This is a genomic window from Fibrivirga algicola (assembly GCF_011742925.1).
GTDB lineage: Bacteria > Bacteroidota > Bacteroidia > Cytophagales > Spirosomataceae > Fibrella > Fibrella algicola.
On the sequence record NZ_WAEL01000002.1, the window covers coordinates 576,004 to 599,439 of the forward strand.

Here is a 23,436-nt window from a genome sequence, read left to right on the forward strand (position 1 = left end):
TTTAATTTTCCAAACTGCTCAACCTTCCCGTACCTACCTGCTTAGCTTGTCGTCTAGTCGGCGTGAAAGATCGGCTCCAATGGGTTGGCAACGGGCGAGTTATCCGGGTTGGTGTCCATCAGATCGGCCATGTAGGCCCACCAGCGTTTCATGACGGGCAGTTCGGGCAGGGCATCGGCCGTATGGCCCGGTAAGCGCTTCTGCACGGCGAACAACGTACCCGACGCCGGATCAAGGTAGATCGAGTAATCCCGGATGCCGGCTTCCGTCAAAGCGGCCGACAGTTCCGGCCAAATTTCATCATGCCGGCGTTTGTACTCCGCCACAACGCCGGGCTTCAATTGCATAGTAAAAGCTATTTCTTCCATTCCTGTGGTTTTGTTTTTGCCTGTCGGGGACGCCTAGTCGAAGGGTTACGCGTAAGCAACCTACCTAGCATATCAATTGAACCAGTTACTACTTTACCGACACCTCACCAACCGGCGTAATCGTCACCGGGCCTAGTAAACCCGATGATTTCAGGTCCCAGTTTTCTGCGGTGAAGTTGCCGTCGGCTCCCCGGTTCTCTTTCAGACGAGCCGACATGTTGATGTTGTAGAATTTCTTCCAGACCAGGCGGTTCTTGTCCATGTCGATAATGCGGTTCGCCATGCTGTTCGAGACAGTTACAACCAGCGTATTGGTCGCTTTCATCGCCTGTTTCGGCACAGTTACCTGATACACCGGACCGAGCAACGTACCCAGGTTTATCCCGTTCAACTGCACCTGCGCACTTTCGGCCACACCGCCCAGATCGAGCAGGTAGTCATTCGCCATGCCTGCTGGCATCGAAAACGTGATCGAATAAGTAGCGGTGCCCGAGAATTTTTTTACGGCATCACCTTCCAGCTTCGTCCACGAGCCGAGATCCGTTGTTTGCACTGGTTTGGGCAGTTCGGGCCCTCCTTTCACAAAGTTGATGGTCCAGTTGCCGGTGATCGGCTGGGCGGGGCCGGTTGCTTTCCGGTAGGCGTAGGTAGGGCCACTCACGGCGGTTTGGGTCAGGTCCAGCATGCACGACTCGCCGGGGGCCAGTTGCAGGTACACTTCGCTGCTACCTGCCACGGCATCACCAACCTTCCGGAACGAGGCCATGCCGGTTTTACCTGTCATCGGGTTGTACAACGCCGCCGATTTCGCCGTTGCCTGCAACGGCACCCAGCCATCGATGGCTTTTTCGCCCCAGTTGGCAATGAAGTAGTAATGCCCGGTTTTGGTAGCCCGACGAATACACTGCAATCCTTTATCGATCATCAGTTCGCGGTTAACGCCAGCAGCCGACAAAAGCTGATCGGCTTTCTTGCCGGTCAGGATTGCGCCTTTGCCAACAGCAGCGCGTTCAACGCCTTTCTGATTGGCAAATTTCAGGCTGGCCAGCAGGTTTTTGAACGTAGCCCGCCGCGCCTCCAGGTTACCCATACCGTTCACATCTTCGGGCATACCACCCGCAAAAATGACCGTTGCGCCACTCGTTGCCAGTTTCACCAACTGCTGGAACGTACCCAGCGGCATGTACTTCGCTTCAGGCACTAAAATTGTTTTGTAGGCAACGCCTCCGGTTTGCAGCTTGCCGCCTGTCGTGGTTACGCCGAGCAGTTGCTTATCGGAGATGAAGTCGAACGCGTATCCTTTCTCCAGCATCGATTCGGTCTGTTCCTCTACCGGCAGCCCTTTGAACCCGTGGTCGATCCCGTCGAAATGTTGCAGGAGTACTTTGCCGGGACGGGTGTAGGCGTCGTAGATTGGCAGGTATACCAGCACGTCGTTGTCGGGTTTGCCAGCCTGCAAAAACGACTGACAACGCGCTACGTAGGTGTTCAACTGGCTAAAGTCAGTCCAGAAGCTGTTGTTGGGGTTGAAGTGCACGGCCGCGTAGAACAGCCAGCCCGGCCAGGCAGCGCTTTGGGGCGAGTAGTTGGTGCCGTGGTAAAACGTGTGGTTCACGCCGCCCAGCAGGAAGCGATCCATGTCTTTTTTGATGTCGCTCAGCTTCGACAGAAAATGTTCGTTATCCCAGGTCGCCGACTCCGACGAAGCCAGTTGTTTGCCCATCACGTGCGCCGCCGACGAGGCAAATTTGATTCGGAGCAGTTCCGTTCCTTCAATCTCAGGAATATCAGTGATTGCGTACAGATCAAGGATGTTGGCGGGCGAACCGTGCGCCTGATTCCGAATCAGCTTGCCTTTGCCCTTCGCCCAGGTGCTCCAGGTTTTGGTATAGTTTTCGAGCAGCAACTCCGAAATGGTTTCGCGGTAATCACTCAGCACGCGCTTGTTCGTTTCGTCGGTGTCTTTGCCAAACAGGGCGGGCAGATGTGCCTTCAGGTCGTAGCCGCGCCGCTTGCTGAATTCAGCAAACATGTTTGGCGTCCAGTTGCCCTCGCCCGAGGCGTCATCTACTTCGTATGAATCGTTGAAGAACGCCCGCAGCGATTTCAGGTTGTAGCCTTTAAACGCCTGATCGAACCGCTGCAGGTAATGGTCAGTAGCGGTTTTCGAAAAATGGTCAATCACGTCGCCCTCGCCGCCGGGACCAGCCCGCTCGACCTGCTTGCCGTGCCAGCCTTCAAAAACGGCGAACAGCGTCCACTTTCCTTCCGGAGCCACCCAGTTTAACGTACCTGACTTATCAACGCGGTTGGTCAGCTCAACAGGCTCGCCCTTGTCAGGATAGGCCATCAGGCTTTGCAGCGGCAGCGGCTTCTCGAAACGTACCTGATCGAAAGCGTGCAACTGCAGATCCGGGTTTTTCGCGATCGGGTCAATTAGCTTTTTGATGTCGATCGGTTCACCCACTACACGCATCAACGGCTTCTGCATGTAGCTCACAGGCTCCTTCAACGACTCGCCGCCCTTTACGGTGTAGCTGTTATAGGCCACGTATTTGCAGGCATCTTCCGGCGTCACCCACGGACCACCAAATGGCCAGCCCGACGCCTGCGCCAGATCGACGCCCATACCCAGCCGCTGCGCCTCAGTCAGCGTGTGCGTGAGACGATCCATCCATTTCGGCGACAGAAAACTGATAAACTGCTTCTCTTCGCCTTTCACGCCGTAGATCGGGGTGATTTCAACCCCACCTAGGCCCGCTTTCTGGTATTTCTCCATCAGGCGTGTCAGGTCGGCATCATTCACGGCACTGCCCATCCACCACCAGCGCGTCCAAGGTTTGGCTTGCTGCGTGATGGTCGGCCATTTCGGCTGACTGTAAGCAGTCTGTCCAGCCGTCAGTAACGCCGTTAAAAGAAGGCCAGGAACTGTGTATTTTTTCATTTCGGTCAGGAATAGTTAGGCAGTATTGGCTTTGCCGGGTAGAGTTGCTTCGCGCCGTAAGGCTTTGCATGCTAGTGGACTAACACCTAGCCCTCCGACAGGCTCAGGACTGGCGAAAATAAGGCACATCAGCAACACTAAAGCGCGGAGCGAACAACGCGACAGCGCTGCACAGCAGCCAACACCTTACTCTACTTCAGTTTATACACTTCGGCACCGGCGAGCAGGAAGCAGCCTAGGCCATAATCTTCAAAATCGGGTTTACTCGTAAACGTTACCGGCTGACCTTCTTTTGGCTCTTTACCCGTTCCCTGCACCCAGCCTAAGCGGCCATCGGTATCTACGCTTTCGGTTGCCATGGCGTTCCAGCCTTTAGCTACGATAGGCGCGTACACCTTCTTATCGAGTAGACCGTTGCGCATGCCCCAGGCCATGCCGTACACAAATAGAGCAGTGCCGGTCATTTCTTTACCCCCGTAATTGGTTGGATCGTGCAAACTAACGTTCCAGTAGCCGTCCGGGCGTTGTAATGGTGCCAGCGCCTTCATCATGTCCAGGTACATTTGCTGGTACTCGGCGCGGTGGGGCGCATCTTTCGGCATAATGTCGAGCACTTTCACCAGCGCCGCTACAACCCAGCCATTGCCCCGCGACCAGTAGCAGTCTTCACCGTTGGGCTCTTTGTAAGGGGGCACAAAATCCTTGTCGCGCCACCACAAACCATCTTTCGGGTTGTAAAGGCCATTACCACCGTGCTTCGTTTTCGAGTACATGTAGATCTGGTACATTTTCTCGTAGTAAGCCGGATTCTTGTAGATCACACCCAGCTTGGCAAACACCGGCATGGCCATTTGCAGCGCATCGATCCAGTTCCAGTCATCCACTTTCGGGCTGGCCACCATGCTGTCGATCGACGCTTTGATGTCGTGAATCCGTTGCGGCTGCTTATCGATCAGGTAGAGGTCGATGTAGGTCTGGCCGCAGCACTGGTCATCGGCGTTGCGGGTTTTGATGCCGCTCCGCATACCCCACTTGTGCGCCACGCCCCAGTCAACAGCGTAGTCGTAATAGCGCTTTTGCTTATCGGTTTCATACAGCGCCATCAGCCCTTCGTAATACACGGCCCGTGTCCAGATGTTGCTGGGGCGGGTTTTATTGGTTACGATTTCTTTACCGGTATCGGGCCACTTCGCCATGAAGTAGTCATTGGCCAGCGTCATTTTCTGGAGAATTTCCTTTTTAGCGGGTAGTTTCTGCGCGTCGACCGTTAGGGTTGTTGCTACGAGCCATCCGACAAGAAGTGCCCGGCTGGCAAACGAGAGGGTATTTTTCATTTGTATTCGATAATCTGTAAAGCGATAAATACTACTTCATACGAGTACCTACTCCTGAGGTCCGCTGAGCTGATCTGGCCGGCACGGGCTTTTCGTAGATCTCGGCTTCAACGATCCCCAACGTGGCGGTTCGCTCGTTCTGACCAGCGGCCGGGTCTTTTTGGCCGGTAATCTCCACGATCCCGAACGCATCCCGACTGGTGCTCGCCCCAATCAGTTCAAGGCGTACCACCTTACCAGTGCGGGCCGGGAACGTCATCGTGTAATAGCCCAGATTACCCTGTGTCGTGTCGCGGTAGGCTTCCTGACCGTCCACCGAAATACGAATCGGCAGTTTACTGGAACGCCAGTTGGTGAACTTCACAGCCAGTTCGCTGACGGCGGCCGGACGCTCCAGTTCGTATTCGATCCAGGCCGAGGCCAGTTTACCATCGCTCTTCCAGTCCGACAATTCGTTGTCGTCGTAGGTCATAGCGGCTTTATCCTGGTTGGCACCGGCCGTTGCTTTCACAATAGCCACGGTCGTTCGTGAGGCAATAAACGAAGGGCCGACGGGGGTTGGGCCACGGCTTACGTTAACGGGCAAATCAGAGCCGGGCAGCAGCCAAGTCAGCCCGTTTTGTACCGGCACAGGTTTCGATGTCAGCGTCAGCGAGGCAGCTTTCAGGCCAGCCGACAGCGCGTTTACCGTTATAACACCCGCCTGCGTGGTGGGTCGGATCAGAATCCGGTTCACGCCACCTTCTACCGGCAGACTGCGAGCCAGAATGTAGTTATCTGGCCCCTGAGCCAGGCCACCCCGCCACTCTGCCGGGCCGTTGAGCGAGAAGTCGATCATATTGAGCGCCGTTGGGCAACGGTTCCCGGCTGCGTCAACGACCTCTACCTGCACCAAAACCAGGTCGGCTCCGGTTGCTTGTATGCCACCCGGATGGGTAATCGCGGTTAGTTTAAGGGCAACCGGCTCTCCGGCTGTTTTGTGCATCGACTCGCTTACCTGTTTTCCAGCAGCATCGTAACTGACAGCGCGGATCGTGCCTGATTGCCAGCTTACCGCATCAAACGTGAAGAGGAACCGGTGGCTCTGCCGGCCAAACCCCAGCGATTTTCCATTGACAAATAGCTCGACCTTATCGCCGTTCGACACCACAAAAACAGGCTTGGTAACCCCTGCTTTGTAATTCCAGTGGCCCATCAGGTGCGTGCGTGACCTCTCGGTGTCTACCCAACCGTCCCACATGACCTGATGGGCATAAAACCCGTCTTTGGTCACCCGTAGTGCATCTACTTCACCACTACGCCGGTAGTTCTCTGCGCCCCGGAAATGCGTATTTGAATCGGAGAAAATGATGTTCACGCCGCCAGAGTTTACGCGCTTACCGGTTCCTGGCCGCTCCTGCCAGTAATCGAACCAGCGGATCACGTCTTCACGGGCGTGCGTATCCTGATTGCGGTTATACACGCTGGCGTCGGCCTTGTTGTAGAGCGGACCATCGCCGTCTTTGTGGTAAGGAGGCGAAAACTCGTCCCAGTATTTACGCAACCCTTCATCGCGGGAATACTCCATCGCCCACATCGGGTGTTTCGCGCTCTTATTGATGTACAACATCTCGCCGCCATACTCGGCCACGTGGCTATCCAGCATCTCGCGGGAGCCGATTGCCCGACCACCGTTTGGGTCATACTGCCTGCGCAAGGCCAGCATTTCCTGCATATGCTCCTCACGAATCGACTCGTTACCCGATTCGTAGAAGATGATACTGGGGTTGTTGCGGTTGTAAACGATGGCATCGCGCATGAGTTCTTTACGCTGCTCCCATCGCCGACCAGTCACGTCGCTTTCTGCATCGCCGGCGGGCATCGCCTGCATCAGCCCAACCCGGTCGCACGATTCCACGTCCTGCTTCCAGGGGGTAATGTGCATCCAGCGCACCAGATTGGCGTTGCTTTCGGTCATCAGCCGGTTGCTGTAGTCGCTCAGCCAGGCCGGCAACGACATGCCTACGGCGGGCCATTCGTTGCTTGTGCGCTGGGCGTAGCCTTTGAACTGGATCACTCGGTCGTTGAGCTTCACCATGCCATTTCCAAACTCCGTCTTGCGGAAGCCCGTGCGGGTATGCACCACGTCGGTGGCCTTGCCATTTACCCGGAGCGTGGTGTACACATTGTACAGATAGCCAAATCCCCAGCTCCAGAAATGAAGGCCATCAAGGCGGCTGCTGGCCCGTACCACGTTCGTTTCGCCCGGTTGCAGGGTCATTTTTTCACCAGTGAATGTCTTCACCAGTTTCCCGTTCAGTTCCTCTACGGTTACTTCATAGGTGAACGTCTGCGCCGCTACCGATTCGTTCTTCACCTGCGATTCGGCAGTAATGGTCGCTTTTTTGCCGGGAATGTCAAATTCCTGTGCGGCAATGTATACGCCCGTTGTACCCAGCGTCGAGAACAGGGGTAACGTCTGGTAAATCGGCTCTGTGACGTGCAGATACACGTTTTTGGAAATGCCTCCGTAGTTGGCGTTGAAGTTTTTGTTATTCCACTGATAGGTCTGGTTCGTTGCCTTCTCCCGATAATCCCAAGCATTATCGGTACGAACGGCCACCACGTTTTGCTGGGGTGCGGGCTTCAGCAGCTTCGTTATGTTGAAGCCGAAGGCCATCGCGCCGTTTTCGTGCCGCCCCACAAACTGGCCGTTTACATACACTTCACCGCCCTGCCGAACGCCCTCAAACTCCAGAAAGACAGTCTTACCCGCGTCGGTAGCAGGCAGACTAACGTGTTTGCGATACCAGGCAATACCCGTCGACAGATCGTGAATGTCCTTTCGGAAGGCTTCGTCCTCATTCCAGGCCCAGGGCAGGGTCACGGTTTTCCAGGATGCATCGTCGAACGCACTGGCTTCCGCCCCGGCGGGATCACCAACAAAGACTTTCCAGTTGGCGTTGGCATTGTATTTCACCCGCGGACTAGTAGGTGGAGCAGCCATAACGCGCAGGGCGATGCTCCAGAACAAAAGCAGGATGACCCACGAGCCCGGTTGATTTCGGAACGTCATATTACGAGTTCGTTTTGGCGATTTCAACGGCGTAGACCTCGTTTTTACCCTCAAAGTTGGCCCGGAAGATGATCCATTTCCCATCGGGCGAGAAGTGTACGTTCGGTTCCAGTTTATAGCCGTGCTGCTTCATATTGACCAGTCGCTCCGACTTGAACCGGTCGCCTTCGGGCCGGAACAGGTAGATCCACATGCCGTCTTTCGCTTTCGCCACCTGACCCGGATCGCCACCGTCACCGGCGAAGAGCGTTTGGTCGGGCGAGATGTTGAAGTGAATCGACCACTCGTCGCGGGTCATTTCGTACAGTTTTTCCGCACCCGTCACCACGTCGGCACCCGCCAGGTAGAAAGTGGTACTCCGTGGTTTTTGCAGGTCGAACCAGATCGTTTTGCCATCGCGGCTGAAGAACTCATGGCCCGCAATTTCGCCGTCTACGGTTCGCTTGTGCATGACTTTCACCGCCCCGGTGCTGAGGCTGATGTGCCAGATGCGGTCGACCAGATGCCACGGCCCTTCATGGCAGAACATTAGCAGGTCGGGGTTCGTTGGCGAAAACTGCACGTGACCCAGCCAGGTATTTTCCTGATGAATCGTTTTTAACGTACCTGTCCTGACATTGATCGTGAACAGTTCGTGCGGCACTTTGGCGGCAAAAATGCGGGGAAAGAAATCTTTCTTCTCAGGATACTGCCGCAGGATTTCACGGGCGGCCTCTCCCCCACGCGACCCGGCCAGCATGGTCTCGTCGGCGTTGAGCGTAGAGATGGTCGCTTTGAAGTCGGCCGGAAAGACGAAGATCAGCCGCGTTTTCTTCGTGTCGATATGCGTGGCAAAAACGCTGTCCTGACGCTGGTAGAACACCTCGCGCCCTTTCGGAGCCACCAGTTCACCGCTGGCCCGACCAACCGGACTGCTAAGCGGTTCGGTCTGTAACGTTTTCAGGTTAAGGGCGTTCAACTGCCTGCCTTTGGGCGTAGTATTGTAAAACACCATTTTGTCGCCCTCATTGGTCCGCTGCTTTACGAAGGGGTTGTTGTGAAAGTAGAAACTTTCATTGGCCCCCTCCTGCCGCGACAGCCGGACGACCTTATGCCCTGTGTCCTTGTCGATCCATTCCGTAGGCATCGGCTTTTGCGAGCCGGTTTCCAGTCGGGGCTGCGCCTGAACGCAGTGGCCCACTAGCGCCAATGTACTGGTGAGCAGGCTAATTGATACTGTCGAGTTCATGACCGGATTGTCTGGAAATCAACGCACAAAGGCCATCGCTACGCCGCCATCCACATTCAGCACGTTACCGGTCGACTTGGCGAGCAGGCCGCCCACAAAGGCGAAACAGGCGTTGGCGATATCGTCGGGCAGAATGATCTCGTTCAGCAGGGTGCGTTTGGCGTAATAAGTAGGCAGTTCGGCCACCGTAATACCATACGCTTTAGCCCGACCTTCGGCCCAGCCGCCCGCCCAGATGTTGGAGTCGGAAATTACGGCGTCGGGATTCACCGTATTGACCCGGATATGATCGCCGCCCAGTTCGGCCGCGTTGAGGCGGCTCAGGTGCAGTTGTGCCGCTTTAGCCGAGCCGTAACCCGCGTTGTTGGGTCCGGCTACCAGCGCATTTTTCGACACGATGTTGATGATATCACCGCCCAGTTTCTGTTTCCGCATGATGGCTACGGCTGCCTGGGTGACCATAAACTGCCCTTTCACCAGAATATCGTACAGCAGGTCCCACTCTTCGATAGTATGCTCGGCGATAGACCGCGAAATGCTGATCCCCGCATTATTGACTACGATATCGACACCCCCAAAGGCCAAACAGGCCGCTTTATACGCGTCACTGACGCTCGCAGCGTTGGTGACGTTAAGCGTCGTAGTTGCTACCACATCGGCCCCAAACGCTTTCACAAACTCCGCTTTCGAGGCATCGAGCCGGTCCTGGTCAATGTCGTTCAGGATGACGCAGGCTCCTTCAGCCGCCATTTTTTTGGCGATGGCTTTACCAATGCCACCCCCACTGCCCGTGACGAGCGCAATTTTGCCCGATAACGCTTTGGGCTTGGGCATCCGCTGAAGTTTGGCTTCTTCGAGCAGCCAGTATTCAATATCGAACGCCTCTTGCTCGGGCAGGCCCACGTAGTCGGACACAGCCTCGGCGCCGCGCATCACGTTGATGGCGTTGATATAAAACTCAGCCGCTACCCGCGCCGTTTGCTTGTCTTTGGCAAAGGTGAACATACCTACGCCCGGATACAGAATAACCACCGGATTGGCATCGCGGATGGCGGGGCTGTTTGGGTGTTTGTTACGCTCGTAGTAGGCGGCGTAGTCGGCCCGATAATCGGCGAAGGCGTTAGCCAGGTACGTCGGTTCATCGGCAGCCAGTCGCTCAGTGTCGAGTACTAACGGACGAATTTTTGTCCGCAGGAAGTGGTCGGGGCAGGACGTACCCAACTGAGCCAGCCGCGGCAGATCGTGTGAATTAACGAATTCAAGCACGCGGGCATCGTCTGTGAAATGCCCGATCATCTGCCGCTGTCCCGATGCCAGTCCGCGCAGGGTAGGCATCAGATCGGCCGCTTTCTGGTAACGTACCTGAGCGTCCTCTGACTCGCGGGCCGGGCCGCCAAATACAGCTCGTTTTGTACCGTAATGCTGTTCGAGGTAATCAGACGCCTGCTCAATGACTTCAAGCGTGTTCATGTACGATTCATACGAGGTATCACCCCAGGTAAACAGGCCATGTCCGCCGAGAATGACGCCCCGCAAATTCGGATTTTGTTTCACCGTTTCTTCCAGTTTCAGGCCCAGATCGAAGCCCGGACGCTGCCACGGAAGCCAGGCCATGGTATCACCCCAGATCTCGCGCATGATCGCTTCACCATCGCGGCTGGCGGCAATGGCAATCAGCGCATCAGGGTGCAGGTGGTCGATATGTTTGAATGGCAATAACCCGTGCAACGGTGTATCGATAGACGGAGCCGCGCAGGTCGGGTCGAAGAGGCAATGCGTGAACAAGGCCACCATTTCGTCTTCAAACGCCAGTCCCCGATACCGCTTTTTGATGGCATGCAGCCGATCGACGTACAGGTTGGCGCAGCCTTTTCTGGTGAGCGTCCCGATGTCACCGCCTGACCCTTTTACCCACATTACCTCCACCGGATCGCCGGTCAGCGGGTTGGTTTCCATCAGCTTCACTGACGTGTTGCCACCGGCATAATTCGTCAGACGCAGGTCGGCACCAAGCAGATTTGACCGGTAGATGAACAGGTCTACCTCGCGTTGATTCGATTCACTGGCGGCTAATTCAGCCACTTTTGCATCGTCCCAGAGGTAGCTGACATGTCGGAAGGTTTGAGTAGGCGTCATTGGATTCGCAGGTTAAAGGCGTTTTAGGAAGGCAAAGTCAGCTGATCCGCGTTAGTCACTGTCATGTGTCGCTAACAACGGGCTGGCAAGCTGGTAAAATAGGTCGATCCAGTTGACACATGCCTCCTGAACTCTCCTGCTCTTCGCGGAAAAGATGAGTGTGTTACTCACGCGGTATGCTGGCTTCGCGTTGTCGTGTATTGCTGACGCCAGGCCCTTCGACCAGGCCGGTTCGCCGCCGCGATCCCCGACAGGCGCAGGGCCTAGAGCAATAAAGCGTCTTACTCAGCGCAAGCCTCAACTACAACTTCACCACATACTGGTTTAGCTTACAGTCTTTCAATTGCTGAAGGCCTTCCACCACGGCGGCGGCGTTGTATTTGGCACCGTTGTAATTGGTGTGCGTATGATCACCGGGGAAGAAGTCGGCTTTCAGTTTGGCTTCATCGTAACCGGCTTCGTATTTCTTCGCGATAATCTCATTCAGATCGATGAAAAATGCGCCACCCACCGTAGCTGACTCAGCGGCCCATTTTCCGTAGCTGCTCGATCCGCGTTCCACTTTTCCTCCTTTCCAGACGTTGCGTGGCACCAGCGAACACACGATCGGCGTAGCGCCTTTTGCCTTCGTATCGGCGATGTATTTCTTCATGTACCAGCCAAACGAATGCACGACTTCGTGCTTTTTGGTCATCATGTTGTCAATTTCCTGCGTTTCGTCGCCCATGCCTTTGATCGACCCACGGGCGCGGGTGCTGTCGTTGATGGCGCCACCATCGTTATGCCCAAACTGCATGATGACAAAATCGCCGGGAGCCAGCCGGTCCATGATCTTGTCCCACCGACCTTCGGTCAGGAACGTGCGGCTGCTGCGCCCGCCAATGGCGTGGTTTTCAATGTGGATGCGCGTCGTATCGAAGTGCGCGGGAATCAGGCTACCCCATCCCCAAAGGCCATCTGACCCTTTTCCGGAGCCATTCCGAACGGTAGAGTCACCAATGATATACAGCGTTGGGCGCGGTGCCTGCATCGCCGCGATCCCAGCGAAAGCGACAAGGGCAAATAGGGTCAGTTTTAGGTATGTTTTCATGTTGATTTTTGATTGATTTGATTGGGTATGTCGGGGGTTGGTTTATTAAAAGGTTGCTTACGCTAGGCCCTTCTACAGGCTCAGGGTGACAATCCCACTCAAGATCGTCATCAACGTACCTGAGATTGATGTCACCCTGAGCCTGTAGAAGGGCCTAGCGCAAAAAAGCAACTCATCTCAACGTCGCTACAATGTTCGGTCTCGGCGGCGTTTTCATGCCTGCGCCGATGTGGAAACTGGTGTGGGGCGGCTGATTGTAGCCAACGTTTTGCCAGGCGATGCTTAGGCGGTATTGCGGGTCATGCATGAGCGTGTACAGACGGTGTTCCGTCGGGATGGTCGTGGTGTAGATGCGTAGGCTCTTGTTGTCGTTGGTTCGGAAGATGACCTCTTCGCGCCAGTCGCCAAAGAGGTCAGCGCTGAGCGTAGGCGTCGATTTAGACCCGTTATTCGAGGAACAATCGGTGGCGGTGAGCAGCCGGGTGGCCGGGGCACCGTTCTGGTATTTATCGATATGATTGCCGTCGAGCAATTCACGGGTCAGGTCGCCATCCCACCAGCACAGGAAATTCGTCGACGGTGGACTGCTGCCAATGCGTTTGCCCTTCACATCGTACAACCCATCGCTGCCTGACCACCACATTTCGCCGCCGGGATTTTCCGCGTCAATATCAGCCGCCACGCCGCGCCCGACGTCTTTACCGGGGAACATACCCCAGATAATCGCGCCGCTTCGGGCATCGTAGAGGGCTGCGCCGTAGCCGTTTTCGTAGCCTTCTACTTTTTCTTCATTCTCATGAATCCCCCAGGCTTCCAGACCCGGCCGCGACGGATCGAGGTCAGTGACGTGGAGCGCATCGCCGTGGCGGAGCTTGGTCGTGAACAGACCCTGCCCCGTATCATCGACTACCATGGAGCCGTACACGATCTCGTCTTTCCCATCCGCATCGACGTCCGTAACGGTCAGGTTGTGGTTGCCCATGCCCGAAAAGCCGGGTTTGTCTTTTGAATCGAACACCCAGCGAGACGTCAGTTTGCCCCCGCGCCAGTCCCAGGCGGCTAGTACAGTGCGGCCATAATACCCCCGACACATGACTACGCTCGGTAGTTTGCCATCGAGATACGCCACGCAGGCCAGAAACCGGTCGACGCGGTTGCCGTTGTTGTCGGTGCCGCCGTTGCCACCAATGCCGCCCCAGCCATCAGTCGGGTAGCGCGAGGGAATGTAATCGGTAGTGGCCAGCGCCGCGCCCGTTTTTCCGTCGAAAATGGTGAAATACTCGGGACCATCCAGAATTTTACCATCGGCACGTACCCAGTGTTTCGTTGAATCGCCAATTACCTTGCCTTGTCCATCGATGGTACCGTCGGCGGTTTTGCAGGCTACCTCGGCCCGACCGTCGCCGTCGAGATCGTAGACCATGAACTGCGTGTAATGCGCTCCTTCGCGGATATTCTTACCGAGGTTGATGCGCCAGAGCAACGTACCATCCAGCTTGTAACCCTCCAGAATGGGCGCGTCGCTCATCCCCGCCGAGCCGTTGTCACGACCCCTTCCGGTTTGGTGCAGCACGAGGTCGTAGTTACCGTCGCCATCCAGATCCGCCGCCGACGCATCGTTGGGCGTGTAGCCAACGAGCGTTTGCAGCGGAATGGTCAGGTATGGCTGCGCAGGTATGTTGGCGACAAGCGTAAACGGTTCACCGGCGGGCTGTTCCTTGCCCTTTAATACTGCTTTCACCACGTACTTGACCGTCTGACTCAGGTCAACGCCCTGATCGACGAAGTTGGTGCTTTGGGTAATCGGCTGGCTGTTCAATTTCACTGCCTTGCCGCTGCCCGTGGTCCGGTACAGATTGAACGCAATGTCAGCGGGTTCGGTACCCAGCAACCGCCAGCCAACGTATACCTTTCCGCCGCCCTGATTAATGGCCACTACGCCCCGGCTCAGGTTTTCCATCAGCCGCTGAGCGTTACTCGGCCCGCCGATCAGCAACAGGCAGGCGATTATGAGTACGTGTTTTCTCAAGTTTTTCATCGTTGTGTAGTTTGTATGCCCGGTACCGGCCAGTAGCTCGATTCACGGTGCGCCTGCTGCATCAGGGTGGTCAGTTGCTGTACCAGTTTTGGCTCCGAAGCGGCCCGGTTGGTCTTTTCCTGCTCATCGCGGCTCAGGTCATACAGCTCGACGGGTTGGCTGACGCTGTTGCGAACGGCTTTCCAGTTGTTCCAGCGCACAGCCTGCTTCATATCGCCTACCTTGCTGTCTTCGAGGTGAAACTCCCAATACAGTGGCCGGCCGGGTTGGGTCGCCATCTTGCCGCCGGTCAGCATCGGAAGTATAGACAGGCCATCGGTCGTTATTGGCTTTTTGTAGCCGGTCAGAGCCGCAAACGTGGGCATGAAATCCCAGAAAGCGACCGGGTACGTGTTGGTTGTGCCCGCCTTGATATGGTTCGGCCAACTGACGATCATCGGCTCACGCAAGCCACCTTCGTACATCTCGCGCTTGATGCCACGCAGCCCACCCGAACTGTTGAAAAAGGCCGCGTCAAACGCCGGACTATCAGTGCTGCTAGCTAGCGTAGCAGGGCCGTTGTCGCTAGTGAAAACGATCAGCGTATTATCATCCAGCTTCAGCTGTTTAAGCAGTTTGCGCAACTCGCCTACCTGCTGATCGAGGTGCGTCACCATGGACGCGTAGATTTTCTCCCCTTCGGGCCAGTCTTTGTTGGCGTACTGCGGCTTCACGGCGAGCTGGTATTTATCGTGCGGCAGCGTGGTAGCGAAGAAGATAAAGAACGGTTGTTCGGTGTGGCCCTGCACAAAGGATTTCAGCTTATCGAAGCACCAGTCGGCAGTATAGATACCTTTTTTACCCCCGCTATTTGCGGGCAGTTGCACCACGGATTCGTTCAGGTCAAGGTGGTCAGTGTAATAATCGTGGGCGTGGTTCTGGTCGAGGTAGCCGGCAAATTCATCGAATCCCTGCTTGTTGGGCGTGCCGGTTGAGCCTTTGGTGCCCAGCCCCCATTTCCCGAAAATGCCCGTGGCGTAGCCCTGCGCCTTGAACAATTCAGCCATGGTAAAAATGCTGTCGGGATACGACACGCGGCTCCGATTCGGACCATAATTACCCCGAATGTACGTATGCCCGGTATGCTGCCCCGTCATCAGCGAACTCCGCGACGGCGAGCAAACGGATGTACCTGCATATGCCTGCGTAAAGCGCATCCCGTCTTTTGCCAACTGGTCGATGTTAGGCGTCTGAATCATTTTCTGCCCAAAACAGCCAAGATCGCCATATCCCATATCATCAGCCAGAATGAAGATGACGTTAGGTTTTTTCGCCACCGGTTGAAACCGAACGGCCGCGATACAGATGGTTATTAGTAGGAAAAGGAGGAGGTATTTTTTCATATTGTAATGCCGAAGCTCCAGCTTCAGTAGTCTAAGCCTGTCAGTCACTACCGAAGCTGGAGCTTCGGCATTACAGGAAATCACCCTCAATTCCCATCCGGTTTAACAGCGGTGATCATCGGGCTCAGTGGCCAGTTCCAGGTGGCCAGCGGGTCAGGCTGGGCGGGGTTGAACGTACCTAGATCGGTCAGCAGCGATTTAGCCAGTTCAGGTACGTTCGTCTTGATCCCTTCGGCAATGCAACGGGCGATTTCGTAAGCGCCGTAGGTGCTGAAATGGGTGTTGTCTTTCAGCGCTTCTGTCTGACCAGGGAACGAGTTGGCGGGGTAATGCACGAAGGCTTTCAGCGAGGTTTCGGGGCCCCAGCTTTCGTACAATGTTTTGCTCATCGCGTTCAGATCGATCAGGGCCACGTTTTCTTCGCGGGCGGTCTGCCGCATGGCTTCGGGGTAATCGCCTAGCGTGTTGGTGATGTGGCCGGTGGAGTCGAAGCTGCGGCGGTGCATCGAGGTAACTAGCACCGGAATACCTCCTTTTTTACGGGCTTCGCTGATATAGAGTGTCAACTGCTCTTTGTAGGTCGTGAACGGCTCGACGTGCGCGCTGCCCTGCTTCTGGTCGTTATGCGCAAACTCGATGAACAGGTAGTCGCCGGGTTTCATCAGGCTCACGATCTTCTCCAGCCGTTTCTCGCTGACGAAGCTTTTCAGCGCCTCGCCCGACTCGGCATGGTTGGCAATGGCAATTTTCCCCGACTTGAAGAAGCGTGGAATCATCTGTCCCCAGGCGGCCCAGGGCTCACGATCCTGATCGACAACGGTGGAGTTGCCCGCCAGAAAAACGTTCGTGGCCTTGTCATTTCGGCGGATCTCCACGGCACACACTTTTGGACTTGGGCCGTTGAATTCCAGCGTCAGTTGATTATCCCAGTTTAGGTAGCCCCGTTCGCGTGGTTTTAACCGAACATTCTGCTGGTCGTTGATTTTCGGCGTTCTAACGTTAACGGTAAACGTACGGACCTCGAACTGCCCCGCTTTCGTCACGATCTGCCCGGTCATCAACCGCCGAGACTCAGCCCGCACCATCGTAGCCGATTCCCCGGACTCATCGCCCAGCGTAACGGTCACGTCGTAGTTGCCTTCAGGTATGTCGACGGTGAAATAAAACGGCTTATCACTGGTACAGTAATCACTCGTTAGCGCATTCCGACCACCCCGATCAACAGTGGTGAGCTGCGCTTCCTTCGTAAAACCGTAGCCCAGTTCCTTCGAGTATTGCGTAGTAGGTAACACGGCGGTGTAGCCCTTGGCCACTTTCCCCGACCCGAAATCAAACTTGTAGCTGGCTGGAGTTTGGGCCAGTGCCGCCGCCATTGTCAGGCAATACAGGCAGGTGGTTATGAATCGTTTCTTCATGGGTTGGGGGGCTACACACCTGTGGCGAATGACGACGACGTATGTATGCTTTTTGTCATCCCGACGACAGGAGGGATCTTATGTAGCTAGTGATAACGCCTGTGCTCGAAGATCCCTCCTGTCGTCGGGATGACAAAGAATACAATCACTTCTTACCGCTTCTCCGTTAGTTGCAGCGAGCTGTCGTTGATTTCGAATGTCTTTTTCTTGAGCAGGTTAATCACTTCGGCACCGGCCAGCAGTACCGGGCCGTAGCTGTGGGCGGCGTAGATGTTGATGGGGCGATGGTAGTAAAATGCCGGATCGAAGCCCATACCGGTACCGACGCAGGTTCCTTCCACCTGACCGCCGTTGGTTACTTTGGTCGATACGGCGTTCCAGCCAAGCAAGGTCATGGGCGCATACGCCAGTGGATCGATCCAGCCGCGGTTGATAGCACGGGCGATGGAGTAGGTGTAGATGGCCGTGGCTGATGTTTCCAGGTACGAATCACTCCGATCGAGCAGTTGGTGCCAGAAACCTGATCCCGACTGGCAGGCGGCCAATCCGCGAACGTGAGCGCGCAGCAATTCAAGCAACGCCGGGCGACCGGGATGGTTTTCGGGCAGCACGTCGAGCAGTTCAACGTTGGTCATCAGGCCCCAGCCGTTGGCGCGTGCCCAGTGAAACTCGGGGTGAACGCTCATGCCCTCGACCCAGCCGTGCATATACAGGCCCTTCTCCTTGTTGAACATCCGCTTCGAGAATTGCAGCACCTGCTTTACGGCCTCGTCGTAATACTTTTTCTCACCCGTCAGCTTACCCATCTGCGCCAGCGCGGGTACGCTCATGAACAGATCGTCGAGCCAGAGCGTGTTGGGCTGCGGTCGGTTGCGAGCCAGCGTACCATCAGCCAGACGGTGCTCTTTCTTAATGATGTAATTCAGGTACGTATCAATCTGCGGCCGGAAATCAGTTTTGACTTTCCCCGTCCGGGCCGACTTGATCATCGCCGCCGCCATAGCCCCGGCATCATCAAGGGCGTGGGGGGCCAGCATGGGCCGGAGCGGTGTGTTGGCGGTCGGATCTGTGGCTACCTGATTATTGAAATACGGCGTTATACCGACCAGAAACGCCAGTCGTTTGTTCGTGTATTCGGCGTAGCGCGGGTCACCGGTGGCTTCACTGGCCAGCAGCATACCGGCGTAGGTAACGCCCCATTCGTAGCTGGTTAGCCGGTAATCGCCGGGCTTGATGATCGCGTTTGGGTTGAACGTACCCAGATCAGTGATCGCTTTCCCAGTTGCTTTGTCCACCAATTCGGCGGGCGTGGTGGTGTCCAGGTACGTGTACACCCGGTCGAGCACCTTCGTTACGTCTTCTACCTTGGGCTGACCATACGGAACCGGGTAATCGGGTTTTAGCAGGTGGAGCGGCGTGGTTGAATCGTTGGCTTTGGGCGCGTTCTGGGCATTTACGGTTACGCTGGCTAAGGCGAGAGCGGTTATGAAGAGGAAGGTTTGTTTCATGGTTGGGGTAATTGGAATACGTGGGTGTGTTGCTGACGCCCGTGTAGAGACCGGTCCGTCAGTGCAGCAAAATCTTGCGTCTCTACAGTAGCCGGACGACCCGCCGATTCACTCCGAAAGATCAAAATCAATGCGAAGTACAGCATCCTGCGGTCTCCTGCTATTGGATTATTCTCTGGCCAGCGTTAGGCTCATCAGGCCGATCACGACATCGTTAGCAATAGTTTTCAGCGTAAGGCTTTTTAGCATTTTCGATGGATTTAGCGGCAGATCAAGCACCGTGGCGGCACCACCGGCTATTGATCGGCCATTGAATTTCTGTTTCGATTCCTCGCCGGAAACGATCGCACCCGTTTTCAGGTGGACGCGGATCGGGCGGGGCTGTTTTAGGGAGAAAGCGAAACCATCGGTGTAATACTCTTTTTCGATCGGCCACCACGTTTCGGGGTTGCGCAAGGTCAGGCTGTCTGTGCTGCCGTCCGTGTAGGTGACCACCACCGCGCCGTTGGTGAACTGGCTTTGCATGGGGTTGGTCGAACCCGCCATCAGCAGCCAGGCGTGCGACGATTTTCCGCTGAGCGGAATCGTTTGCTGACGAGGGTAATTGTCCCACTGCGAGGTGAACAGAATATTCTTCGTGCCAGCGCTGCCGGGCGTGCTGAACGGAATCCCCTGCGGCAGTACGATTCGGTTTTCTGCGCCCGCCAGTTTCCGTAATCCACTATCGTCTATTTCGTGCATTTCGAGCGGATGTGGCCAGTCGCCGGTCCCCTGCCAGGGCAGTTGCAGCGTGGTCACTTGCGGACGAGGCGAGAGGTATTTGTTCCGGAAAATCTGCGTCACCCGGTCGTTATGGTAGTGCGACAGGTCGATGTTTTCCAGCTTTTTATCCGTTTTGGCCGTCCAGTCAATCAGGCGTTCGGTTACGGTAGTACCGTTGGGAAGTCGGATCGATACGCTGTTGGTGCCAGGCAGCAGGTCGCTTTGGGGAACGGTAATGGCGTCTGATGGACTGTTGGCAGGTACGTTTAGTGTTGTCTTGAAACCGTTGACCGTTACAGCTGCCTGAGTAACCGCGCCGGTGTTGTTCTGCAAGCGAAACGTCGGGCTACTGACCTCGGCTTCGTTGGGCACTACCGTCACTGGTTTGTCGACCCGGAAGCAGAGCGGCATCCACCAGGTCAACGCACCCTGCTGAACCTGTAGAAAAGCCGTGTACGTACCCGGTGCAGCCTTGATCTTCGCCGCGATGCCCTGTGCCGTGCTTTTGATGTCGCTCAGTGCCTGTTGCGGGTCTTTCGTTGTGACTACCCTTACTCCGCTACCTTGCGCTCCAGCGAAGCGAGCGGATAGCGTGCTGCCCATTGCGTATATCCGCCCCGGCGCGGGTAGTACGGGTTTGGCTCCGTCCCAGATCAGTTCGATCCGGTACTCGGCGGCCGATGGCGCAGCGATCTCAATCACCGGCTTTCCAACCGACGCCGACACGTTGGTCCAGGCAACCGGTTGGCCGTTGATGGTGATTCGCTTCACCTGCCCCTGCGCAATGACCTGGAGTTTCAGGTTGAGTTTCGTCGGGAAATTAGGCCGCAGCAGGTACGTATCCGTCCGGTTTTCCCGCTTGAAATCGAAGCTCAGGTCGGGTAGGCTGATCGAGGCATAGTTCCAGGCGGCGGGCAGGCCAGGGCGAATCGTCAGCGTCTTGTTCAAAGCATCGGGCACGATACCAAACAGCCCTTCGACCAAGGCCCGCGAGAACATGCCGATCGGGTCGGCAAAATCGCGGTAGGCCTCGCCACGGGTGGCGTCGTAGTGCGAAATCTGAACGATATTGCCGGGGCTTCCACCCATGTACATCGACGCCAGTACTTCACTCTTGAAGAGGGTAAACGCTTCATCAGTCCGGCCCGCCTGCCAGTTGGCCAGTGCCGCGTGCATCGATTCGCCCAGCGCCACGTTGTTCAGCGACCAAGTGTAGGGCATCCAGTTGGTGGTCGAAATCGTATAGTAATTACCGTCGTCGAGGCCAGCGGCCCGAACGGGAATGTGCGGAATCTCGGTGTCGATGTAACGCACGCTTTGCCAGGCCTGAAAGGCGTCGGGTACGTCGGAGTCGAGGCTGTGGTAGATGGTCCAGATGGCAGCGGCGGGGTGTACGAGTCGGTTGCCAAGCAGGTCTTTATACTCGCCGTACGTTCCCTTCGCAGGCAACCACAACAGCGCGTTCATCGCCTTTCTGATCTTGTCCGATTCGCGCCGGTACGGAAGCGGGTCTTCACCCAGCAGCAAGGCAATTTCGGCCGCTTTCTTATACGCCAGACAGTTGTAGGCAGACGTGTGCGTCACCCCTCCCCCACTGTATTGCAGCGCATCGCTGGCCCAAATGGCGGCATAAGCATCGTACAGGCCATCGCCATCGGGATCGAAATTCCGGGTTTCCCAGGCAAGGTGCCGTTTCAGCACGGGCCAGGTTTCGCGTACAAACGCCAGATCACCGGTCCACTGGTAATGGCGGAGCAGTGCGTCGATGTAGACCAGGTTCATGTCGTAATGGTGCGCCCGTGGGTTCTTCCCGTTCGGGTCACGGCTGATGTAGCCACTCGAAAACATCCCGGTACCCAGTTTCTCGGTGCTTCGCGACAGGTGCATTGTGGTATCAGCTACAATTGGCCCCGCCACTGGACTCGTCACTTGCGACTCCGCGTAGGCCGACAAATGGGTTCGGGCGCGATCGTGCCAGCCGAGCGGGTCGGCGGTGTAGGGGCCGCGCCAGCCGTTCAGCCGCATACGCCAGCCAATGGCACCGTGCATGTAGGACGGCGATTCCCAGATAGCGTCAGACGCAATGGCCAACGCCCCGCCGATGGTGTTGATGTACGGATCAGGCGTATTCACCACGACGCGCCTAGCCAGTTGCGCCCGCTTCGCTTCGGCCTCCCGAAACACACCGGGTACGTCGGCGTAGTTGATAGCTGCTTTCGTGGCAGGATTATAGATGGTTAGGTACGTGTCGGTATCCGGCGTGACGGTCAGCTTACCAACCAACACGGGCGCCTTTTCGGGCGACGACTGTTCCAACGCCAGCGGCGATGTCAGCTTCGTGGCATCGCCAACTTTCAGGATCGATGCGGGCGGGAACGTACCCAACAGGCGTTGCTCTTTGGCGGGTTTAGCCGGTTGCTTGGCATCTTCCACGAAATAACGACCATCGGGGCCCACTGTCTGGCCGGTGCCGTAGGTCAGCGAGAACGTACCTGAGCTAATGGCATAGCTGTTGTCTTTACAGTTCTCGGGCTTGAGGTAAAAGCTCGATTCCGGGTCGGGCCCCATGTCGCCATCGCGCGAAAATTTCTTGCCGGTTGCCCCGCCAAACGCCCAGATTAACTCCACCGATCCGGGTACGTTCTGAAAGCGTGTTTTCAGCACAAACCCTTCGCCATTGGCCAACGCCTGTATCGTCAGTTCGCACTGCCCGCCACCCAGCAACGGATCAGTGATCGTGTACAGCATGGCACCAGGCCGATAACGGGCGGTGATTGTTCGCGCGTCGGTGAGCCACTTGCTCTGCCCATCTGCCGCTAGCCCCAGTTTCAACGTGCCGCCCATGCCGGGCATGTACAAGGCAAATTCCGGTCGGTCGCCCGCTTCGATTCGGAACGCCGTATTGGTGCCGTATATAGCGCGGGTGAACAAGCGATTGCCGTTGGTAATGACAAAATCCGTTCCCTCCGGTCGGTACCGCAGTTCACGCTGCTGGTTGTGCCACAGGTTAGCCGACAGTTTAACCGGGTACAGTTCCTGCGAATAAGCCGGTTGTACCAGCGCGAACAACCCAAAGAGAATACGGGGAATATGGTTTGTCATGGGGCGGGGGGCTGTGTTGCTTCGCATTGTAGTAGACTACTCTGCGTATTGCTTACGCTGGGCCCAAACCAGCACGCATTTACTTCAATTCCAGCAACTTAGTTAAAACATCCATCGGCACACGGAAGGCGGTGCCGTGGCGGGTGCCTTGCGGGAAACTGATCTTATCAGAAATATCGGTCCAGTTCACCAGGTCGGTCGATTGCACGGCACCCATCGTGTGTTTGGTGTATTTGTCGAAATAAACCACCCAGACGTTATCGATTTTAGCGACGGTGGGACCCTCTGCCCAGTAATCGCCGGTAATGGGAGCAGTTGGCGCTGAGTAGCCACCCGTGAGCGTGTTGCTTCGGGCAATACGGATGTTCTTCTGAGGCGGGGTTTTTGTCTCGTCTTTCAGGAACATCACGTTCTCTTTCTTATCCCGAATGATTGTTGCGTCGATCACGTTAAAGCCCTTGTCGTACAGCAGTTTGGTATTGCTGAACGTCTTAAAATCCTTCGTAGTCACGCAGTACATGCGGTGGTTGTACTTCTCATCGCCCGACCCTTCCGACTGCGGGAACCGACCGGGAATCGTGGTAGCCCAATAAATCATGTATGATTTGGTGGCCGGGTCGTAATTGATTTCGGGTGCCCAGCAGTTCAACGCCGTTGGCTCATGCGCCATCACCGGCACGAACTGCTGCTCCGACCAATTGATGAGGTCTTTCGAACTGGCGTACCCAATGCCTTTATCGTTCCAGCTTACCGTCCAGACCATGTGGTAGGTTTTGTCGGGTCCCTGAATAATGCAGGGATCGCGCATCAGTTTGGCGTTGCCAATTACGGGCGTCAGCAGCGACTTGTCGTTGTTCAGGGCTTTCCAACTGTAGCCGTCGAGGCTGTAGGCCAGGTGAAGCCCGTCCTGTCCATTGTCTTTAAAATATGAAAACAGGTAGGGCTCTTTTGGTGTCGATTGGCTCCAGGCAGCGGTAATCGATAAGCAAAAAGCAAGTAACAGGTTTTTCATGTTGGGGTAATTGGGGTTGTGCTGACGCGTTGGGTTGCCTTTCATTGTGCTGCTTCGCGCCA

General features: G+C 56.1%; 13 protein-coding genes. All 13 read right to left on the minus strand.

Translation table 11 applies throughout. From position 1 onward, the window contains the following. Positions 1–53: 53 nt before the first annotated feature. Positions 54–368 (minus strand): L-rhamnose mutarotase, encoded by a 315-nt coding sequence (gene rhaM / locus F7231_RS07595; protein WP_085412105.1) that lies wholly within the window; start codon positions 366–368, stop codon positions 54–56. A gap of 88 nt (positions 369–456) precedes the next feature. After that, entirely contained in the window at positions 457–3,312 is a 2,856-nt protein-coding gene (locus F7231_RS07600) for a glycosyl hydrolase (protein ID WP_166691461.1), read from the minus strand. Positions 3,313–3,503: 191 nt separating this feature from the next. Further along, on the minus strand, positions 3,504–4,646 hold the full coding sequence (locus tag F7231_RS07605; protein ID WP_166691462.1) for a glycoside hydrolase family 88/105 protein: 1,143 nt from the start codon (positions 4,644–4,646) through the stop codon (positions 3,504–3,506). 31 nt (positions 4,647–4,677) lie between these two features. Beyond that, on the minus strand, positions 4,678–7,701 hold the full coding sequence (locus F7231_RS07610) for a glycoside hydrolase family 2 protein (RefSeq protein WP_229369713.1): 3,024 nt from the start codon (positions 7,699–7,701) through the stop codon (positions 4,678–4,680). 1 nt (position 7,702) lies between these two features. Continuing rightward, a complete protein-coding gene (locus tag F7231_RS07615) occupies positions 7,703–8,929 on the minus strand; it encodes an oligogalacturonate lyase family protein (RefSeq protein WP_166691463.1) in 1,227 nt (408 codons plus the stop codon). An 18-nt stretch (positions 8,930–8,947) separates the two neighbouring features. Continuing rightward, complete coding sequence (locus F7231_RS07620; RefSeq protein ID WP_166691464.1) at positions 8,948–11,065, minus strand: bifunctional aldolase/short-chain dehydrogenase; 2,118 nt, start codon at positions 11,063–11,065, stop codon at positions 8,948–8,950. Positions 11,066–11,366: 301 nt separating this feature from the next. Next, positions 11,367–12,155 (minus strand): rhamnogalacturonan acetylesterase, encoded by a 789-nt coding sequence (locus F7231_RS07625; protein WP_166691465.1) that lies wholly within the window; start codon positions 12,153–12,155, stop codon positions 11,367–11,369. Between the two features lie 172 nt (positions 12,156–12,327). Then, complete coding sequence (locus F7231_RS07630) at positions 12,328–14,193, minus strand: rhamnogalacturonan lyase (RefSeq protein ID WP_166691466.1); 1,866 nt, start codon at positions 14,191–14,193, stop codon at positions 12,328–12,330. After that, positions 14,190–15,575 carry an arylsulfatase gene (locus F7231_RS07635; RefSeq protein WP_166691467.1) on the minus strand — a complete coding sequence of 462 codons (1,386 nt, stop codon included), beginning with the start codon at positions 15,573–15,575 and terminating at the stop codon, positions 14,190–14,192. Before F7231_RS07635 ends, F7231_RS07630 begins: the two co-directional genes overlap by 4 nt. Before the next feature lie 86 nt (positions 15,576–15,661). After that, positions 15,662–16,990, minus strand: a complete 1,329-nt coding sequence (locus F7231_RS07640) for a rhamnogalacturonan acetylesterase (RefSeq protein WP_166691468.1) — start codon at positions 16,988–16,990, stop codon at positions 15,662–15,664. Between the two features lie 152 nt (positions 16,991–17,142). Then, complete coding sequence (locus F7231_RS07645) at positions 17,143–18,498, minus strand: glycoside hydrolase family 88/105 protein (protein WP_085412097.1); 1,356 nt, start codon at positions 18,496–18,498, stop codon at positions 17,143–17,145. 168 nt (positions 18,499–18,666) lie between these two features. Then, positions 18,667–22,362: a DUF4450 domain-containing protein gene (locus F7231_RS07650; RefSeq protein ID WP_166691469.1), complete on the minus strand. Its 3,696-nt coding sequence runs from the start codon at positions 22,360–22,362 to the stop codon at positions 18,667–18,669. A 79-nt stretch (positions 22,363–22,441) separates the two neighbouring features. Continuing rightward, positions 22,442–23,374: a glycoside hydrolase family 43 protein gene (locus F7231_RS07655; protein ID WP_085415072.1), complete on the minus strand. Its 933-nt coding sequence runs from the start codon at positions 23,372–23,374 to the stop codon at positions 22,442–22,444. Positions 23,375–23,436: the final 62 nt, after the last annotated feature.